Annotated in this window: 13 protein-coding genes; 1 reads left to right on the top strand and 12 read right to left on the bottom strand. The window is 55.7% G+C overall.

What is annotated here, in order from left to right; genetic code table 11:
• Nucleotides 1–79: 79 nt before the first annotated feature.
• On the bottom strand, nt 80–454 hold the full coding sequence (locus ACAF76_RS01240; RefSeq protein WP_400162229.1) for a response regulator: 375 nt from the start codon (nt 452–454) through the stop codon (nt 80–82).
• A gap of 167 nt (nt 455–621) precedes the next feature.
• Here ACAF76_RS01240 and ACAF76_RS01235 point away from each other — a divergent pair, with 167 nt between their 5' ends.
• Nucleotides 622–1416 carry a lipid II flippase Amj family protein gene (locus ACAF76_RS01235; RefSeq protein ID WP_400162228.1) on the top strand — a complete coding sequence of 265 codons (795 nt, stop codon included), beginning with the start codon at nt 622–624 and terminating at the stop codon, nt 1414–1416.
• Between the two features lie 61 nt (nt 1417–1477).
• On the opposite strand, the gene ACAF76_RS01230 is transcribed toward ACAF76_RS01235, so the two are convergent.
• From ACAF76_RS01230 to ACAF76_RS01180, 11 genes are all read right to left on the bottom strand, one after another.
• Nucleotides 1478–3082: a CTP synthase gene (locus ACAF76_RS01230; RefSeq protein WP_400162227.1), complete on the bottom strand. Its 1605-nt coding sequence runs from the start codon at nt 3080–3082 to the stop codon at nt 1478–1480.
• A gap of 211 nt (nt 3083–3293) precedes the next feature.
• Complete coding sequence (gene rpoE / locus ACAF76_RS01225) at nt 3294–3860, bottom strand: DNA-directed RNA polymerase subunit delta (RefSeq protein WP_400162226.1); 567 nt, start codon at nt 3858–3860, stop codon at nt 3294–3296.
• Between the two features lie 400 nt (nt 3861–4260).
• Nucleotides 4261–7512: a fused isobutyryl-CoA mutase/GTPase IcmF gene (gene icmF / locus ACAF76_RS01220; protein WP_400162225.1), complete on the bottom strand. Its 3252-nt coding sequence runs from the start codon at nt 7510–7512 to the stop codon at nt 4261–4263.
• Between the two features lie 28 nt (nt 7513–7540).
• Nucleotides 7541–8173, bottom strand: a complete 633-nt coding sequence (locus ACAF76_RS01215) for a TetR/AcrR family transcriptional regulator (RefSeq protein ID WP_400162224.1) — start codon at nt 8171–8173, stop codon at nt 7541–7543.
• A gap of 209 nt (nt 8174–8382) precedes the next feature.
• Nucleotides 8383–9525 (bottom strand): acyl-CoA dehydrogenase, encoded by a 1143-nt coding sequence (locus tag ACAF76_RS01210; protein WP_400162223.1) that lies wholly within the window; start codon nt 9523–9525, stop codon nt 8383–8385.
• 74 nt (nt 9526–9599) lie between these two features.
• On the bottom strand, nt 9600–10739 hold the full coding sequence (locus ACAF76_RS01205) for an acyl-CoA dehydrogenase (protein WP_400162222.1): 1140 nt from the start codon (nt 10737–10739) through the stop codon (nt 9600–9602).
• Nucleotides 10740–10763: 24 nt separating this feature from the next.
• Nucleotides 10764–11621, bottom strand: coding sequence for a 3-hydroxybutyryl-CoA dehydrogenase (locus tag ACAF76_RS01200; protein ID WP_400162221.1), 858 nt, complete (start codon nt 11619–11621; stop codon nt 10764–10766).
• Nucleotides 11622–11637: 16 nt separating this feature from the next.
• Complete coding sequence (locus ACAF76_RS01195; protein ID WP_400162219.1) at nt 11638–12813, bottom strand: acetyl-CoA C-acetyltransferase; 1176 nt, start codon at nt 12811–12813, stop codon at nt 11638–11640.
• 159 nt (nt 12814–12972) lie between these two features.
• The gene (locus ACAF76_RS01190) at nt 12973–15051 is read right to left on the bottom strand and encodes a heterodisulfide reductase-related iron-sulfur binding cluster (protein WP_400162218.1); all 2079 of its coding nucleotides are present in this window, start codon (nt 15049–15051) and stop codon (nt 12973–12975) included.
• A 213-nt stretch (nt 15052–15264) separates the two neighbouring features.
• A complete protein-coding gene (gene ablA, locus ACAF76_RS01185; protein WP_400162217.1) occupies nt 15265–16623 on the bottom strand; it encodes a lysine 2,3-aminomutase in 1359 nt (452 codons plus the stop codon).
• Nucleotides 16624–16839: 216 nt separating this feature from the next.
• Nucleotides 16840–18267 (bottom strand): sigma-54 interaction domain-containing protein, encoded by a 1428-nt coding sequence (locus ACAF76_RS01180; protein ID WP_400162643.1) that lies wholly within the window; start codon nt 18265–18267, stop codon nt 16840–16842.
• Nucleotides 18268–18289: the final 22 nt, after the last annotated feature.

The following is an 18289-nucleotide window of genomic DNA, read 5'->3' as shown; positions in this document are numbered from 1 at the left end:
TTCATTAACGTGGCTTATTATACCACATACACCTGTATGTTAACAGGTACGCTTGTCTCGGGTCTACAGGCAAGGCAGACTAGCACGCCAACTGCTGCTGAACCGCCAGGCGCAGTTCGTCTATGTCAAAAGGTTTCGTAAAGTGAGTCAAGGCTCCAAGCTGTGTCGCTTCCTTGATCATATCCAGCTCTCCGTAAGCCGTCATCATAATGACTTTGATCTCCTGATTGATTTTCTTGATATGTTTCAGAATCTCGATTCCGTCCATTCCGGGAATTTTCATGTCAAGAATAACCAGGTCAGGCGACTCTTTTTCAACAATTTCCAGAGCCATTTTTCCGTTCGCTGCCTGAAAGGTTTTGTATCCTTCCTTCCCTAACACCTCGTACAGTAAAATCCGAATTCCGTATTGATCATCAACGACCAGAACCTTTTTGTCGCGCTTGTCAAACATGTCTGAATTCCTCCTGACCATTGCCTCATTACTTAGCTTTTTAGAACTTCGCCTAAAAATTAGGAAAATCCTGCTGATACAGGGGGTAAATTTTCCTCATCCCGCTCGATCAAGTATAATGAAGTATATGCTTGTACAGCGAAATCAAGGAGTTTAAACCGATACCGATGGATACAATCTGGCTGATATGTACGCTTACGCTCATTATTCATACGACAGAGACTCTCTCCTACGCCCTGCGCTTCGCCGGCGTTACGACGGGGAGGCTGGCCGTCGCGCTCTCCTTGACGGGGATCATCCTGCTCGTCTCCCGCACCTCCAATCTGGTGCAGGCTCCTTTTACCGGCGGGCTGATCGACCAGGCTTCGCTGCAAAATACGGACCCGACTGGCAGCCTGCATCTGATTATCGCTGCATCCTCGCTGGGGACGCTGGTCGCAATAGCGCTTTTTCCCACATTCGTGCAGTTGTCCAAGCGGCTGATCTCCCATCTCGAAGTCGCCGGTTCGATTCCCAAAATGATCCGTTCGGCGATGACAGTGCAGAGCATCCGGCACGCACGCCATCACGTCCGCTGGCCCAAGCTGTCCTCGCTCTCCCGCTTTCGGATCAGGGGGGTGCCCAAACGGCTGCTGCTGCTCAATACGCTGGGAACGGCGATCTATACGACCAGCATTTTGTCCGTCTTGTACGCGACGCTGATCGCCCCCGGCTACGAGGCGACCGTGCTGATGTCTTCCGGGTTGATCAACGGCTTTGCGACGATCTTTATGACCTTGCTCGTCGACCCGCAGGTAGCTGTGTTGACGGACAGGGCATTGCAGGGGAAAACGTCTCCCGAATCCATCCGGCAAATGTACATATGGCTGATGATCTCCCGCTTTTTCGGAACGATCCTGGCGCAATTCCTGCTGATTCCGGCTGCTCATTGGGTCGCGTGGCTGGCCCCTTTCTTCCACTGAGCAAAAAACAAAACGCACCGGCGACGGCGATGTCGCAGGTGCGTTTTTTGTTCGGACAGATTTAGGAACGCTTGTTATGCAGGGACGCTTTGATAAAATCGCGGAAAAGCGGCTGCGGACGGTTCGGACGGGAGGTGAACTCCGGGTGGAACTGGGTCGCCAGGAACCACGGGTGGTCCGGGATTTCCACGATTTCCACCAGACGTCCGTCCGGCGATGTACCGGCAAACTGCAAGCCCAGATCAGCCAACTGCTCGCGGTATTCGTTGTTTACTTCATAGCGATGGCGATGGCGTTCGTACACGAGCGTGCTGCCGTACGCCTGCTCTGTCAACGTGCCCGGCAATACGCGGGTCGGTCCGACGCCCAGACGCATCGTACCGCCTTTGTCTTCCACGTCTTTTTGCTCCGGCAGCAGGTCGATGACCGGATACGGCGTGCTTGGATTGATTTCCGAGCTGTTGGCGCCATCCATACCTGCGACATGGCGGGCAAACTCGATGACAGCGATCTGCATGCCCAGGCAAATTCCCAGGAACGGCACTTTTTGTTCACGCGCATAACGGGTCGCTGCGATCTTGCCCTCGATACCGCGGTCACCGAAGCCGCCCGGTACGAGGATGCCGTCCACATCTCCCAAAAGCTCTGCCACGTTGGCCGGCGTCACTTCTTCCGCACTGACCCATTTGATCTCCACGTTGGAGTCGTTGGCGTAACCGCCGTGGTACAGCGCCTCTGCTACCGACAGATACGCGTCGTGCAGCTCCACGTATTTTCCGACGATGGCGATGCGGGTCGTCTTCGTCAGGTTTTTAATTTTCGTGACGAGTGCTTTCCACTCGGTCATGTCTGCTTCTGTGCAGTCCAGTCCGAGATGTTTGCAGACGTAATCGTCCAGTCCTTGCTCTTGCAATAGCAAAGGCACGTCGTACAACGTCTCGGCGTCGACACATTCCACGACCGCCTTTTTGTCGATGTCGCAGAACAAAGCCAGCTTGTCTTTCATTTCCTGCGTCATCGGCTTTTCCGTACGTGTGACGATCACGTTCGGCTGGATGCCCAGGCTGCGCAACTCTTTTACGCTGTGCTGCGTCGGCTTTGTCTTCATTTCGCCCGCAGCTTTAATGTAAGGGATGAGGGTGACGTGGATGTACATGACATTTTCGCGGCCAATGTCGCTTTTGATTTGCCGGATCGCTTCCAGGAAAGGCAAGCTCTCGATGTCGCCGACCGTTCCACCGATCTCGGTAATCACGACATCTGCGCCTGTTTCCTTGCCAGCGCGAAATACACGTTCCTTGATCTCGTTGGTGATGTGCGGAATGACCTGAACCGTTCCTCCCAGGTAGTCGCCGCGGCGCTCCTTGGCGATGACAGAGGAGTAGATTTTCCCGGTGGTCACATTGGAGTTGGCACTCAGATTGATGTCAATAAAACGCTCGTAGTGGCCCAAGTCCAAATCGGTCTCTGCCCCGTCGTCCGTCACGAAAACTTCCCCGTGCTGGTATGGACTCATCGTTCCCGGGTCGACGTTGATATACGGATCGAACTTTTGAATCGTTACCTTCAGGCCCCTGTTCTTCAGGAGTCGGCCCAGAGAAGCCGCAGTGATCCCTTTACCCAATGAGGATACGACCCCGCCCGTTACAAAAATATATTTCGTCATGTGAAAACGCCCTCTCTTTCCCTAGTCCTTAAGATGATGATGAAATGTAATAAAGACGGCTTTGTGAAAAAAGAAAAAACAAAAGTGGGGTCCTATCCCGTAACAGTTCCGGGTAGGGGCACTTTTGTTTTGTAGTTTCCCATATTGAATCCTTCTTCATGTGAAGCCCAAGGAGTATTTTATCTGTCCCTCAGACAGAAGTCAAGGATTATCAGCGGAGATCCTCATCGTCCTCCACATCTTCTTCCAACTCTTCCTCCAGCTCTTCTTCATCTTCCAGTTCTTCTTCAAAGAGCTCCTCTTCGTCTTCCAATTCTTCCTCGTCGATGTCGGTATCAAGCTCCTCTTCAAGCTCCACGTCTTCATCGACAAATTCATCCTCTTCGTCAAAGAGCACGACTTCGTCTTCTTCGTACTCTTCCACGAGTTCTTCCTCGGCTTCGTAATCGTCGAAGTCGTCGTCGAGGATGACTTTCTTCTTCTTCGGTACGCCACCCTCTTGGGTTTCTTCCACCGTATCGGTCGGGTACCAGCGCTTCAATCCCCACACATTGTCTCCCAGGCAGACGAAGCGGCCGTCAATGTTGATTTCTGTGTATACTTGAGCGATGATCGCCATTTTTTGTTCTTCGGTCATATTGCGCAATTTCACCAGTTCATCCATCAGATCGCGAAAGGTGTATGTGTGATTCGTCTCGCGCAAAATTTCATAGGCAATGTCGACCAATGCCATTTCGCTTAATTTCTCAGCATCAATATGGGCAAGCTTTTGACTCACTCCGGGCACGTCCTTTCCTATAGAAAACTTTTCTATCAGCCCTGATCACTTGTACAAGCGCAGGCTTGGCATAACCGACAAGGAATCCGCAGGTCATATGTACCGATGGTTTCGATACGAAGGCTATCATACAGTATTCCTTATTTTAGACGAAAATGCAAGGCTTTCAAACGGGTTTCGAGAAAAGCATTTTTCCCCTTGGGCAGCGGGCTTTTGCGAAGCTGAAAACAGGATGGTCGCGCACCGAAAATTCGTCCTGAAATTCGGTCCGTTCGCAGATTGCTGCTCCGCCGGATCGGACTGCGCGAGAGGCGCCCCGCGTGCCCTTCGGTTCAAAAGCAAAAGCAAGGTGCCCCTCAAGCAGTCATGCTCTCCTGCGGGACACCTTTTTAAACGGGTGCTACATATTGCGGCGGTACTGCCCGCCTACTTCGTACAGCGCCGAGCTGATCTGGCCGAGGGACGCTACTTTGACCGTCTCCATCAGTTCGGCAAAAATGTTGCCGCCCGAGGTCGCGACTTCCTGCAGTCGCTTCAGAGCCGCCGGGGCCTTGTCGCGGTTGCGCTCCTGGAAGGCGCGGAGGTTTTGAATCTGCTGCTCTTTTTCCTCCTCGGTGGCGCGGGCCAGCTCGATCTCGTAATCCTCCTCGGAAGCATTCGGATTGATAAAGGTGTTTACTCCGATGATCGGCAGCTCGCCCGTATGCTTTTTCATCTCGTAGTACATCGACTCGTCCTGGATCTTTCCGCGCTGGTACTGGGTCTCCATCGCACCCAGGACGCCGCCGCGGCTGCTGAGCCGCTCGAACTCCTGCAGTACGGCTTCCTCGACCAGATCGGTCAGCTCCTCGATGATGAACGCGCCTTGCAGCGGATTTTCGTTTTTCGCCAATCCCATCTCTTTGTTGATAATCATCTGGATGGCCATGGCGCGGCGCACGGAATTTTCCGTCGGCGTCGTGATCGCCTCGTCATACGCATTGGTGTGGAGCGAGTTGCAGTTGTCGTAGATGGCGATGAGCGCCTGCAGTGTCGTGCGAATGTCGTTGAAATCCATCTCCTGGGCGTGCAGCGAACGTCCGGAGGTTTGGATGTGATACTTCAGCTTTTGGCTCCGCTCGTTTCCGCCATAGCGGTTTTTCATCACGGTCGCCCAAATCCGCCGGGCCACTCTGCCGATGACCGTGTACTCGGGATCGAGCCCGTTGGAGAAGAAGAAGCTCAAATTGGGCGCGAAGTCGTCGATTTTCATGCCGCGGCTCAAGTAGTATTCTACGTAGGTGAAGCCGTTGGCCAGGGTAAAGGCGAGCTGGGTGATCGGATTGGCGCCCGCTTCGGCAATATGGTAGCCGGAGATCGAGACCGAGTAGTAGTTGCGCACGTTGTGGTCGATAAAATACTGCTGGATGTCGCCCATCATTCGCAGGGCGAATTCGGTAGAAAAGATACAGGTGTTTTGTCCCTGGTCTTCCTTCAAAATATCGGCCTGCACCGTTCCGCGCACCGTGGACAGCGTGTACGCCTTGATCCGCTCGTATTCTTCGTCAGTCGGCTGGCGCCCTTCTTTTTGCACAAAAGCCTCTACCTGCTGCTCGATTGCAGTGTTCATGTACATCGCCAAAATCATCGGCGCAGGCCCGTTGATCGTCATCGAAACCGATGTGCTGGGCGCACACAGGTCGAAGCCGGCATACAGCTTTTTCATGTCGTCGAGCGTGCAGACGCTCACGCCGCTGGTTCCGATCTTGCCGTAAATGTCAGGGCGGTAATCAGGGTCTTCCCCATACAGCGTAACCGAGTCAAACGCGGTGCTAAGCCGCTTCGCTGCGTCGTTTTGCGAGAGGAAGTGGAAGCGCTTGTTGGTCCGCTCCGGCGTGCCTTCCCCGGCAAACTGCCGCTTGGGATCTTCGCCCTCGCGCTTGAACGGGAACACCCCTGCCGTATACGGGAACTCGCCGGGGACATTTTCCTTGAGCGACCACTTGAGAATCTCGCCCCAGTCCTGGAAGTCAGGCAGCGCCACTTTGGCAATCCGCGTCCCGGACAACGTCTCGGAAAACAGCTTGGTGACGATCTCCTTGTCGCGCACCTTGGTCACAAACTGGTCCTGTCGGTACGCTTCCTTGCGCTTCGGCCACTCCTCGAGAATCTGTTTGCATACGGGATCGAGTTTCGCCTCAAACAAGGCGATCTGCTTATCCAGCACAGCGGCGACTTCGCGATCCTCGGGATCAGCGGAGGCGAGCAGCGTCTCCTTGGCTCCGTGCAGTTGGTAGAGCTTTCTCGCGTATGCGGATTGCTCCTCTGTATAGGCGCGGTATTGGCGCACCGTATTGGCGATTTCCTGCAGGTAGTGGATGCGCTCTACCGGAATTAACGAAGTTTTGTGAATCTTGACCGGAGTCGGGTCCAAATGCGCGACCGGCCAATCCAGCCCTTGCTTTTCAACCAGCTTGCGCATCAGTGCGGCAAACAGGACATTGGTGCCCGGGTCATTGAACTGGCTCGCGATCGTCCCGTAGACCGGAAGCTCTTCGTCGGCCAGGTCGAACAGCTGATGGTTGCGCCGATACTGCTTGCGCACCTCGCGCAATGCGTCCTCCGAGCCTTTTCGCTCGAACTTGTTGATCGCGATCAAGTCGGCAAAGTCGAGCATGTCGATCTTCTCCAACTGCGAAGGAGCGCCGAATTCGCTGGTCATTACGTACATGGAGACATCGCATACCTCCGTTACCTGCGCATCGCCCTGCCCGATCCCGCTCGTCTCGACGATGATCAGGTCAAATGCCGCAGCGCGGGTCACGCGGATCGCATCTTTCAGCGCTGCCGACAGCTCGGAGCCGGACCGGCGCGTAGCCAGGCTCCGCATGAAGACGCGCGGCGTACGGTTGGCGTTCATGCGGATGCGATCTCCGAGCAGGGCACCGCCCGACTTTTGCTTGGACGGGTCGACAGAGAGAATCGCTACCGTTTTCTCCGGGTACGTATTGATAAAGCGGCGCACCAGTTCGTCGGTCAGCGAGCTTTTTCCTGCGCCGCCAGTCCCGGTGATACCCAGCACGGGAGACGGCGTTTGCGGTTGCGGCAGCTCCTGTGCGATCTTCTCTCTCCATTCGGGATTTTCCACGGCGTACTCCGCGACGGTGATCAGCCGCGCTACCGCCTGGTGATTTTGTTCTTGCAAGGCATACAGCTCTTCTTTCAACTGCGTCACGGTAGGGAAGTCGGATTTGCGGATCATGTCGTTGATCATTCCCTGCAAACCGAGCTTGCGTCCGTCGTCAGGCGAGTACAGCTTGCAGACGCCGTACGCTTCCAGCTCCCGAATCTCTCGTGGAACGATGACTCCGCCTCCGCCTCCGAACACGCGGATATGCTCTGCTCCGCGCTCTTTCAGCAGGTCGATCATGTATTTGAAAAACTCCACATGACCGCCCTGATAGGAGCTGATCGCGATTCCCTGCACATCCTCCTGAATAGCCGCTGTCACGATCTCGTCCACGGAGCGATTGTGCCCCAGGTGAATGACCTCGACACCCGATGATTGCAGAATACGGCGCATGATGTTGATCGAAGCGTCATGTCCATCGTACAAACTGGCCGCAGTGACAAAACGGACTTTGTTTTTCGGACGGTACACCTCTGTTTCCATCGTTCCACTCTCCCCCGAAATGCTTTTGTTAGTCGGAGACGCTGATTTCACGAAGCAAAAGCGCGATCTGCTTCTCCGTGTATTCTTCCAGTGTGTAGTGCTTGTGCAGCGCCCAGCGGCGGAAGACCCACATCTCGCCCAGTACCATGATGTTGTCCGCCATGAGCTTGACATGCTTCTCGTCGATATTGATGGAGCCGTCAGCGATGCCTTTGCGCAGAATCTCGACGAAAATTTCGGCGATCTCCTCTTCGCGCCTCAGCACGTAGCGAAGCGTCTCCTTGGGTAATGATTTCGACTCCTGATAAATCAGCAAAACCCGGTCGCTCATCTGGTCCATGACGCGAAACAGGCTCTTCATCGCAAGTTTGAGTATTTTTTGACCGGTTCCGTTGAAGTTGATCGCTTCCCGCAAGCGGCTTTCCATCTCGACATGGATGGCGTCGCATACGAGATAGAGCACATCTTCTTTCGATTCAATGTATTCGTACAAAGTGCCGATGCTAAAACCCGAGGCGCGGGCGATCTCCCGCGTCGTCGTTTTGTGAAAACCTTTATGAATAAACAGATCGACAGCAGCCTCGACGATTTGTTCGCGCCGCTTCTCGATCAGCTTGGGGTCCTTTACCAGGGACGGGATATTTCTCTTCTTATCAGACACTGCTACTCCACCTTTCAAAACCGACTGAGCGTTTGGTCAAACAATTCTGCACAAACGCCCTTCGTCTCTGCTTCCATCTATTATACGCGAGCCAAGCGTGGAAGCCAAATCCTAACTTCGGTCCTGTCAGCCTCTCAAGAGCAGTGCTTCTTTTGGAGAAGGAAGGCAAGGAAGCAAGTCGCTCTCCTTGCCAGTCCGTCCGCTCACCGTCAGTCTTTCAGCAGGTAGTTGCCGATGACGACGCGCTGGATTTCGTTGGTCCCCTCGTAGATTTGCGTAATTTTCGCATCGCGCATGAAGCGCTCCACCTGGTATTCACGCGTGTAGCCGTAGCCGCCGAATACTTGCACCGCCTCGGTCGTCACTTCCATCGCAATGTCTCCGGCGAACAGCTTGGACATCGCCGACGCCTTTCCGTAAGGCAGCCCCTGGTCTTCCAGCCAGGCCGCCTGATACGTCAAGAGACGAGCGGCTTCGATCTTGGTCGCCATATCGGCCAGCTTGAACTGAATCGCCTGCAGCGCCGCGATCGGCTTGCCGAACTGTTTGCGCTCCTTGGCGTAGCCCAGCGCGAGCTCGAATGCGCCCTGTGCGATCCCCAATGCTTGTGCAGCGATACCGTTGCGTCCGCCGTCCAGCGTCATCATCGCGATTTTGAAGCCTTGCCCTTCTTCCCCCAGCATATTTTCCACGGGAACGCGGACGTCGTCAAAATTGACTGCCAGCGTAAGCGAGGAGCGAATCCCGAGTTTCTTTTCCTTTTTGCCCATCGTAAACCCGGGCATGCCTTTTTCGACGACAAAGGCGGTGATTCCCTTGTGTTTCAGCTCCGGGTTGGTGACGGCGAAGACGATGTAAATCTCGGCTTCCCCTGCGTTGGTGATGAAAATCTTGCTGCCGTTGAGAATGTAGTGGTCGCCGTCGCGCACAGCAGTGGTGCGCATTCCCGCAGAGTCGGAGCCAGAGCCCGGTTCCGTCAGGCAGTAAGCGCCCATCTTTTTGCCTTCCGCCAGAGGACGCAGGAATTTCTGCTTCTGCTCCTCGGTGCCGAATTTGTAGATCGGCCAGCTCGCCAGCGAGACGTGTGCAGACAGCGTGACGCCGATCGATGCGTCCACGCGAGAAAGCTCCTCTACAGCGATCACGTAGCTGAGGTAATCGGCTCCTGCCCCGCCGTACGCTTCCGGCCAGGGAATTCCGGTCAGCCCCAGCTCTGCCATTTGCTCAAAAATATTGCGGTCAAAGCGCTCCTCCTCGTCGCGCTCCGATGCCGTCGGAGCGACCTGGCTCTCGGCAAATTCACGGACCATCTTGCGCAGCATCTCATGTTCTTCAGCCAATTGAAAATTCATCTCGTTTTCTCCCCCCGCGAGTGTGTTGACCGTCCCCAGAGTTGGTTGGTTCTGGCGCTGAATCGATTGGTCTGTCAGCCAATCAGATGCTTGGCGATGACCAGGCGTTGAATTTCGTTTGTTCCTTCGTAGATTTGTGTCACTTTGGCATCGCGGAAAAGGCGTTCGACTGGATATTCTTTGGTGTAGCCGTATCCGCCGAATATTTGCACGGCTTCGATCGCCAGCTCCATCGCCGTGTCGGTGGCGAAGCGTTTGGCCATCGACGATTCCTTGCTGCACGGCAACCCCTGGCTGCACAGCCACGCCGCCCGGTAGACGAGCAAGCGAGCCGCCTCGGCTTTGGTCGCCATATCCGCCAGCTTAAAGGAGACGCCCTGCAGCCTGCCGATCGGCTGACCGAACTGTGTTCGCTCCTTGGCGTACTGGGTCGATAGCTGCACTGCCGCTTCGGCGATGCCCAGCGCTTGTGCGGCAATCCCGATCCGTCCTTTGTCCAGGTTGGCCATGGCGATCGTAAAGCCGTCTCCCTCCGCTCCGAGCAAATTTTCGGCCGGTACGGCGGCATCCTCCAATATCAGCTCTGTCGTATGCGATCCGTGCAGTCCCATTTTCTGCTCACGTTTGCCGACGTGAAAACCGGGCGTATCCTTATCCACGATAAAAGCGGAAATCCCTTTTCTTCCGCTCGACGAATCGGTGACTGCAAACGTGATGTAGGTGTCCGCTTCGCCGCCGTTGGTGATGAATACCTTGTTTCCGTTGAGGATGTAGTGATCGCCCTTTCGTACAGCCGTAGTCCGGATGCTGCCGGCGTCTGAGCCCGCATGCGGCTCCGTCAGGGCAAAGGCTCCCAGGTATTCGCCTGCTGCCAATCGCGGTACGTACTTCTGCTTCTGGCTCTTTGTCCCGAAATAGAGGATCGGGTTGGTCCCGACCGATGTATGCACCGACAGGATCACGCCTACTGTAGCGCTCACCTTGGAGATTTCATGGATCGCGAGGATGTAGGAGAGAAAGTCTGCACCGGCACCGCCCCATTCTTCCGGCACGGGAATACCCATCAAACCCATCGCGCCCATTTTGCTGACAAGCTGCCGAGGAAACTGGTGGGTCTCTTCCATCAGCGGGATAAGCGGCGCAATTTCCTTTTGCGCGAAGTCGCGAACCATCCGCTGCATCATCAGTTGTTCGTTCGTCAGTTGAAGATCCATCTGAGCCCTGCCTTTCTGCGCAATCTATTCGCTGTAGACGTAGAAACCTCGACCGGATTTTTTGCCCAGCCAGCCAGCCTTCACGTACTTCCGAAGAAGCGGGCAGGGACGGTACTTGGAATCGCCAAACCCTTCGTAGAGAACCTCCATGATCGCCAGGCACGTATCGAGCCCGATAAAGTCAGCCAGCCTGATCGGCCCCATCGGATGGTTCATCCCCAGCTTCATCACTTCATCGATCGCCTCCGGGGTGGCGACGCCCTCGTAGACGCAAGTGATCGCTTCGTTGATCATCGGCATCAGTACGCGATTGGAGACAAAGCCGGGGAAATCGTTGACGCTGACCGGAACCTTGCCCATTTCTTTGGCCAAATCCTCGGTAAGCTGGTACACTTCGTCGCTCGTCTGCAAGCCGCGGATGATCTCGACCAGCTTCATCACCGGAACAGGATTCATAAAGTGCATGCCGATCACTTTTTCCGGGCGCTTGGTCACGGCGGCGATTTCCGTAATCGGCAAGGACGACGTGTTGCTGGCGAGAATGGTATGCGGCGGACAAATCGCATCCAGTCGGGAAAAAATGTCCGCTTTGACCTTCATGTTTTCGGTCACGGCTTCGATGACAAAACCGGTTTCCCTGGCGTGTTCCAGATTCGTCGAAGGATGCAGACGCGCGATAATTTCGTCTTTTTCCGTTTCATCCAGCTTGCCTTTTTCCACATTGCGGGCCAGATTTTTGCGGATCGTCGCCATTCCCCTCTGCACAAATTCCTCTTTCTGATCGTGCAGGTACACGTGAAGCCCGGCTTGCGCTGCCACCTGGGCGATACCGCTGCCCATCTGTCCTGCGCCTACGACCATCACGGTTTGAATATTGTTCATAGCTAGCTCCTCCCACTCACACTTTGATCAAAATTGCGTCTCCCTGGGCTGCGCCGCTGCAAATGGCGGCGATGCCAAGCCCTCCGCCCCGCCGTTTCAACTCATAGGCGAGATGCAGGATAATCCGCGCTCCGCTGGCCCCGATCGGATGTCCGAGGGCGATTGCTCCGCCGTTGACGTTTACTTTTTCCTCGTCCCACCCGACGATTTTTCCACTGGTCAGGATGACCGCGGCGAACGCCTCGTTTACTTCAAACAAAGCAATGTCGGCAAGCGATACGCCTGTCTTGGCAAGCAGCTTTTGAATCGCCAGACCGGGCGTCGTGGCGATATACGGCGCCTCAGCGCCCACCTGCGCGTGTCCGAGAATCGTCGCCAGCGGCTCGATCCCCAGCTCCTGCGCCTTGGCGTCCGACATGAGGACCATCGCTGCCGCTCCGTCGTTGATCCCGGGCGCATTGCCTGCCGTGATCGTTCCGTCTTTTTTATACACAGGAGGCAAAGCGGACAAGGCGGCAAGCGTCGTGTCCGGACGCGGTGCTTCATCGGTCGAGACGAGAAGCGGCTCGCCTTTTTTCTGTGGAATCGCAACCGGGACGATTTCGTCTGCGAACACGCCGTTCGCCGTCGCGGCTGCTGCCCGCTGCTGGCTGCGCAGCGCCCACTGGTCCTGCTCATCGCGGGTAATTCCGTACTCCTCCGCGACATTGCTGCCGTGCACCGCCATCGGAACCTGATCAAACGGACAGGTCAGCCCGTCGTACATCATCAGGTCGCGCACTTTGCTGTCTCCCATCCGCAAGCCGTAGCGAACGTCGGAGAGGGCGTAGGGTGCATTGCTCATGCTCTCCATGCCGCCTGCAACGATGATCTCGCCATCGCCCGCGCGGATGATCTGATCGCCCATCGTCACCGCGCGCATGCCGGACGCACATACTTTATTGATCGTCTCGCTGGCTACATTCCACGGCAGACCCGCCTTGCGCGCCGCCTGACGGGAAGGCACCTGGCCCGCTCCCGCCTGCACGACCATGCCCATGATCACTTCGTCTACCTGCTCACCCGACACACCACTGCGTTCCAGTGCCGACTTGATGGCGTTCGCTCCCAGATCTACTGCCGACAGCGTTTTCAAAGAGCCGCCAAACTTGCCAAAAGGGGTACGCGCTCCTCCAGCAATGACCGTTTTCATCTACCGACCCTCCATTCTCACCGTTCCTGATTGAGCGGTCGCTCATTTTATTTCTATTCTCATTTTGCCCCGTTGTGTGGCAATAGTCAATGCATTCGAAAAAGAAAAAAAGCTGTGCCGCTTTGTGCAGCACAGCTTGCCGTTCTCGGACTGTGGCGATCAGATTGCGTCCGCCAAAATTTCCGCGATGTCGCGTGTCTTTACCTTTTCTTCCTGTTCTTTCATCTTGATTCCGTCGTTCATCATCGTCAGGCAATACGGGCAAGCGCTGGCGATCTCCGTCGGATTGACCTCGAGTGCTTGCTCGGTCCGCGCCACGTTGACGCGCGTGCCTTCATGCTCCTCCATCCACATCAGGCCGCCGCCCGCGCCGCAGCACATGCTGTCGCAGCCGCTGCGCTTCATCTCGACGATTTCCACGCCAGGGATCGCCTCGAGGATGACGCGCGGCTTGTCGTAAATTTCGTTGTAGCGGCCAAGGTAGCAGGAGTCGTGGTAGGTGATCCGTTCTTTCACTTCCTTGGTCGGTTTCAGGCGCCCTTCTTTTACCCATTGTGCCAGCAGTTCGGAATGGTGGTACACTTCCGCCTGCAGGCCGAACTCCGGATATTCGTTCTTGAAGGAATTGTAGGCATGCGGGTCGCACGTGACGATTTTCTTCACTCCGTACGCTTCGAACAAGGCGATGTTCTCCTGCGCGAACTGCTGGAACAAAAATTCGTTTCCAATCCGTCGCGCCGTGTCGCCGGAGTTTTTCTCCTCTGTGCCGAGCACCGCGAACTTGATTCCCGCCTCGTGCATCAGCTTGACGAACGCCTGGGAAATTTTCTGGCTGCGCAGGTCGAAGGAGCCCATCGCGCCTACCCAGAACAGGTATTCAAACTCCTCCACCTGTTTGACAGTCGGCACTTCGTACTCGCCGTTCAACCCTTCGATCCACTTCATCCGGTCTTTGCGGTTGATGCCCCACGGATTGCCCTGGCGCTCGATGTTGTTTAACGCACGCTGCGCCTCTGCCGGCATGCTGCCTTCGGTCATCACCAGGTAGCGGCGCATGTCGATGATTTTGTCCACGTGCTCGTTCATTACCGGGCATTGGTCTTCGCAGTTGCGACAGGTGGTGCAAGCCCATAGCTCCTGCTCGGTAATGACGTCTCCGATCAGGTTTTTGTCGTATACAGGTGCTTGTGCGCCCTCAGCAGTTGCCGCTGCCTGGGAAGACTGCATCGCCAGTTGGTTCGCAGTCGTTTGGGCAAAGGCAAAGCTCGGCATCCACGGCGTGCGGGAAGTGACGGCCGCGCCTTTTTCGGTCAAATGGTCGCGCATTTTGGTAATCAAATCCATCGGGGAAAGCATCTTGCCGGTTCCCGACGCCGGGCACATGTTGGTGCAGCGTCCGCACTCCACACAGGCGTAGAGGTCGATCAGCTGCGTCTGGGTGAAGTCTTCGATCTTGCCGACACCGAAAACTTCCTGCGTCTCGTCTTCGAAGTCGATCGTGGACAGCTTGCCCGGCGGGTCCAGCTTTTTAAACCAGACGTTCACAGGGGCGAACAGCAAATGCGCATGCTTGGATTGCGGCACGTAGACAGCAAAGCCGAGCAAAATGATCAGATGCGCCCACCAGAAGATGTAAAAGAGCACGGCTCCGCCCGTCTGTCCGACACCAATGGCGGCAAACAGCATCGCGATCAGCGAGGAGAATGGGGCGTACGCGGACGCACCGTGACCGAGCCAGAGCTGTTCGAAGGCCAGCGAGAGCAGAACCGTCGCCATCAGAGAAGAGATCAGGAGCAGGACGATCCCCGACTTGAAGCCGCGCTTGAGCCGTTTCAGCTTCTCGATGTAACGGCGGTAAAACGCGTACCCGACCGCCAGAAGAATCAGGAGAGTAGTGATTTCCTGCATCAGGCTGAAGTATTTATGGGCACTGCCAAAAGGCAGCTCGTACCCTTTTACCAGCCCTTTGACGATCAGTTCGATCGCCCCGAACTGCAAAATGATAAAGCCGTAAAACATGACGACGTGCATGATGCCGCTTTTTTTGTCTTTCAGCAGCTTTTTGTGAAAAATGACGTTGTCCAGCATCAGATTGATCCGTGCGCCAAAGTCGTCCTTCACATCCGGCTTCTTGCCGAGCTTGATGAACAGGTAACGGCTGTACACGACGTGGCCCGCCAGATACAGTCCATACGCAAGGACCAAGAAAAAAGCAATAAGATTGATCAGTGCAAGCATGTAATCAACTCCCCTTCTTCCTGCGAGTGATCGAGTTGTTTTTTATTTTATCAGAATCATCTTTAAAAATGAATGACCATTCACTCACAGTCTTTTCGTCCCACTATACAAGCAAGTTTGTCTTATCATACAACCAAACAAGCATTTGTGACCACTCTTTTCACAAAAAAGCGCCATCGGAGATGATCCGATAGCGCTTGGCACTGAGCGTGCTTATTTTCCGGAAACTTCTTTTGGTTCCTCGGTTTTTTCCTGCTTTTTCTGCTTTTGCTCCAGCCGCACATCTGCGAGCGATTTGACCTTGGTCGCCTTGATCCGCTTGTTGCGCGGAAGGTCGGTCGGCTCCAGGTTGTCGGCCTCATCCCGCATCAGCGCTGCGATACCGACTGCTTTGCCTTTTGCTGCCTGGCAGTATTCGCAGTTGTCCTCTTCGTGCGCATGGTAATGTTTCGGCTCCGGATACGAGGTGATTACGCCCTCGAAGTTGCGCAGCACGACCTTTTCCGCCGACTGGGAAATGATGTAGTTGGGGCTGACCGGAATTTTGCCGCCGCCATGTGGGGCATCGACGACAAACGTAGGCACAGCGTAACCGGATGTATGGCCGCGCAGGTGTTCGATGATCTCGATCCCTTTGCTGACCGGAGCGCGGAAGTGGCCGATTCCCTCGGACAGGTCGCACTGGTAGATGTAGTACGGGCGGACGCGGATTTTCACCAGGTCGTGCACCAGTTGCTTCATCGTGTTCGGACAGTCGTTGATCCCGGCCAAAATGACCGCCTGGTTGCCCAGCGGCACGCCAGCGTTGGCGAGCATTTCACAGGCGCGTTTTGCTTCCGGCGTAATTTCTTTTGGATGGTTAAAATGCGTGTTGAGCCAAACCGGGTGGTACTTTTTCAGGATGTTGCAGAGATTTTCCGTAATGCGCTGCGGGAACACGACAGGCGCGCGAGTCCCGATGCGGATGATTTCCACGTGCGGAATATCGCGCAGGTTGCTCAGGATGTACTCCAGCACGCGGTCGTTGATCAAAAGACCGTCTCCGCCGGAAATCAGGACGTCGCGAATCTCGGGTGTACGGCGAATGTAGTCGATACAGCCGTCGAGCTGCTTTTTCGGCACGCCCATCCCGATCTGCCCGGAGAAGCGGCGGCGCGTACAGTAGCGGCAGTACATCGAGCACTGGTTGGTAACGAGGAACAGCACGCGGTCGGGATAACGGTGCGTCAATCCCGGCACAGGTGAATCGGCGTCCTCGTGCAGCGGGTCTTCCATGTCGTACTTGGTGCGGACCATTTCGGAGGAAAGCGGCACAGACTGCATCCGCACCGGATCGCGCGGATCATCCGGGTCCATCAGCAAGGCGTAGTAAGGCGTAATGTTCAACGGGATCGTCTGGGAAGAAATGCGTACCCCTTCCTCTTCCTCCGGTGTCAGGTTGACGATCTGTTTCAAATCATCTACGGTCTTTACGGTGTGGGTCAACTGCCACATCCAGTCATTCCACTGTTCCTCGGTTACGTCCTTCCACATTTCGATCTGGCGCCAGTCGCGCATTGTAGCTACTGCCATGAACAACATCTCCTTTTCATCCAAGCGTTAAACAACAACAAGCCATCACGCCAAAGAGATGTTGCAAATGCCATGCCAACTTAATCGAAATATTTAGAAAACGGGTGAAGAGGCTGTATGTTCGGCGTCAAAACGGGCAAATACCAGTCTGTATCGATATGCCAGCGTTATGATAGCGATGACTTCACTGCCGAATTTTCGGCACTTTCTGTTTTCTTAGTGCCTGTTTTTTTGCAGTTGCGTCAGTTTGTACTGCAAGGTTTGCCGGGGGATGCCCAGCAGCCGTGCCGCCTTCAGCACATTTCCCTGCGTCTTGTCCAGCGCGTCGGCAATCAGTTGCTCCTCCAGCTCCCGCACCAGATCGGGCAGCGGCCGCTCTCCCGCCGACCAGTTGTGCTGCAGAGGCATCGTGCCGTCCGGATCAGGCGTTGCGCCGGCGCAGCGCTCCAGCAGATGCTGCGGCAAATGCTCGCGCTCGATGATGTCTGTGTCGACCATATTCATCGCCGCCTCCACCACATGCTCCAGCTCGCGCACGTTTCCCGGCCAGTCATAGGTGGCAAACAACTGCTCCACCTCGGAGCTGATTCCACGCACCTGCATGCCGAAGCGTCGGTTGAATATGGCGATAAAATGGTCGACCAAAAGGCTTACGTCCTCCCGCCTGTCGCGCAGCGGAGGAAGTTCAAACGAGACGACGTTGATCCGGTAGTACAGATCATGCCGCATCAGCCCGCGCTCGACTAGTATTTGCGGAGGTTCGTTGACGGCGGCGATGACGCGCACGTCCACCCTCGTCGTCTGCCTGCCGCCAATCCGGCGAATCTGCCCGTCCTGCAGCACGCGCAACAGCTTTGCCTGCAAGTCCAGCGGCATGCTGTTCAACTCATCCAAAAACAGCGTGCCACCATCTGCCAGCTCGAACAGCCCCGGTCGATCGTCTGCCCCGGTAAAGCTGCCTTTGGTCGTCCCGAACAGCAGGCTTTCCAGTAACGATGCGGGCAGGGCGGCGCAGTTCTGGGCAATAAACGGCTTGTCGCCACGTGTGGAGGCCTGGTGGATGGACTGCACGAACAGTTCCTTGCCCGTCCCCGTCTCCCCGTAGATGAGCACCGGTGACGTCGTTCGTGCGGCGCGGCGGGCTCTTTCCTTCAGTGCCAGTACGCGCTCGCTTCGCGTCAAAATATCGTCAAAATGAAAAGACACGGCGTCCGACGCCCGCTTGCTCCGCTTTGGCTTGCTGATCTGCGCCTGCAGGTCGACCAGGCGTTCGGACAGTTCCTTGAGCTTGCCTATATCCTTGGAGACTTCGACAGCGCCGACCAGCCTTTTCCCCACGCGAACGGGCAGAGTCGTATTGATCGTCTCCACCCTGACGCCCTTCCAGTTGGTGTAGGCTTGGGGCTGGTTGTAGATCGGCTCTCCGCTCTCGATGACACGCAGCAAGGTGCTCGAGTGACGATCCAGGGATGGGAAGACATCCAGGAGAGGTTTTCCCAGCACTTCATCCGGCGCCAGTCCGTCCATCCTGGCTGCCACGTGGTTGTAAAAAATCGTGATTCCCCCAGCGTCGACGACATGGATGCCCTCGTCGATCGCACCAAGAATCGCTTGCAGCATTTCGACCGTGTCGGACATCGGTATGCGCCCTCCCTTTCATCCAAGC

It is taken from the genome of Brevibacillus sp. TJ4 (assembly GCF_044627595.2).
In the GTDB taxonomy this organism is placed as follows: Bacteria; Bacillota; Bacilli; order Brevibacillales; family Brevibacillaceae; genus Brevibacillus.
The sequence above is the reverse complement of the archived record's forward strand: the minus strand, read 5'-3'. Positions and strand labels throughout refer to the sequence as shown.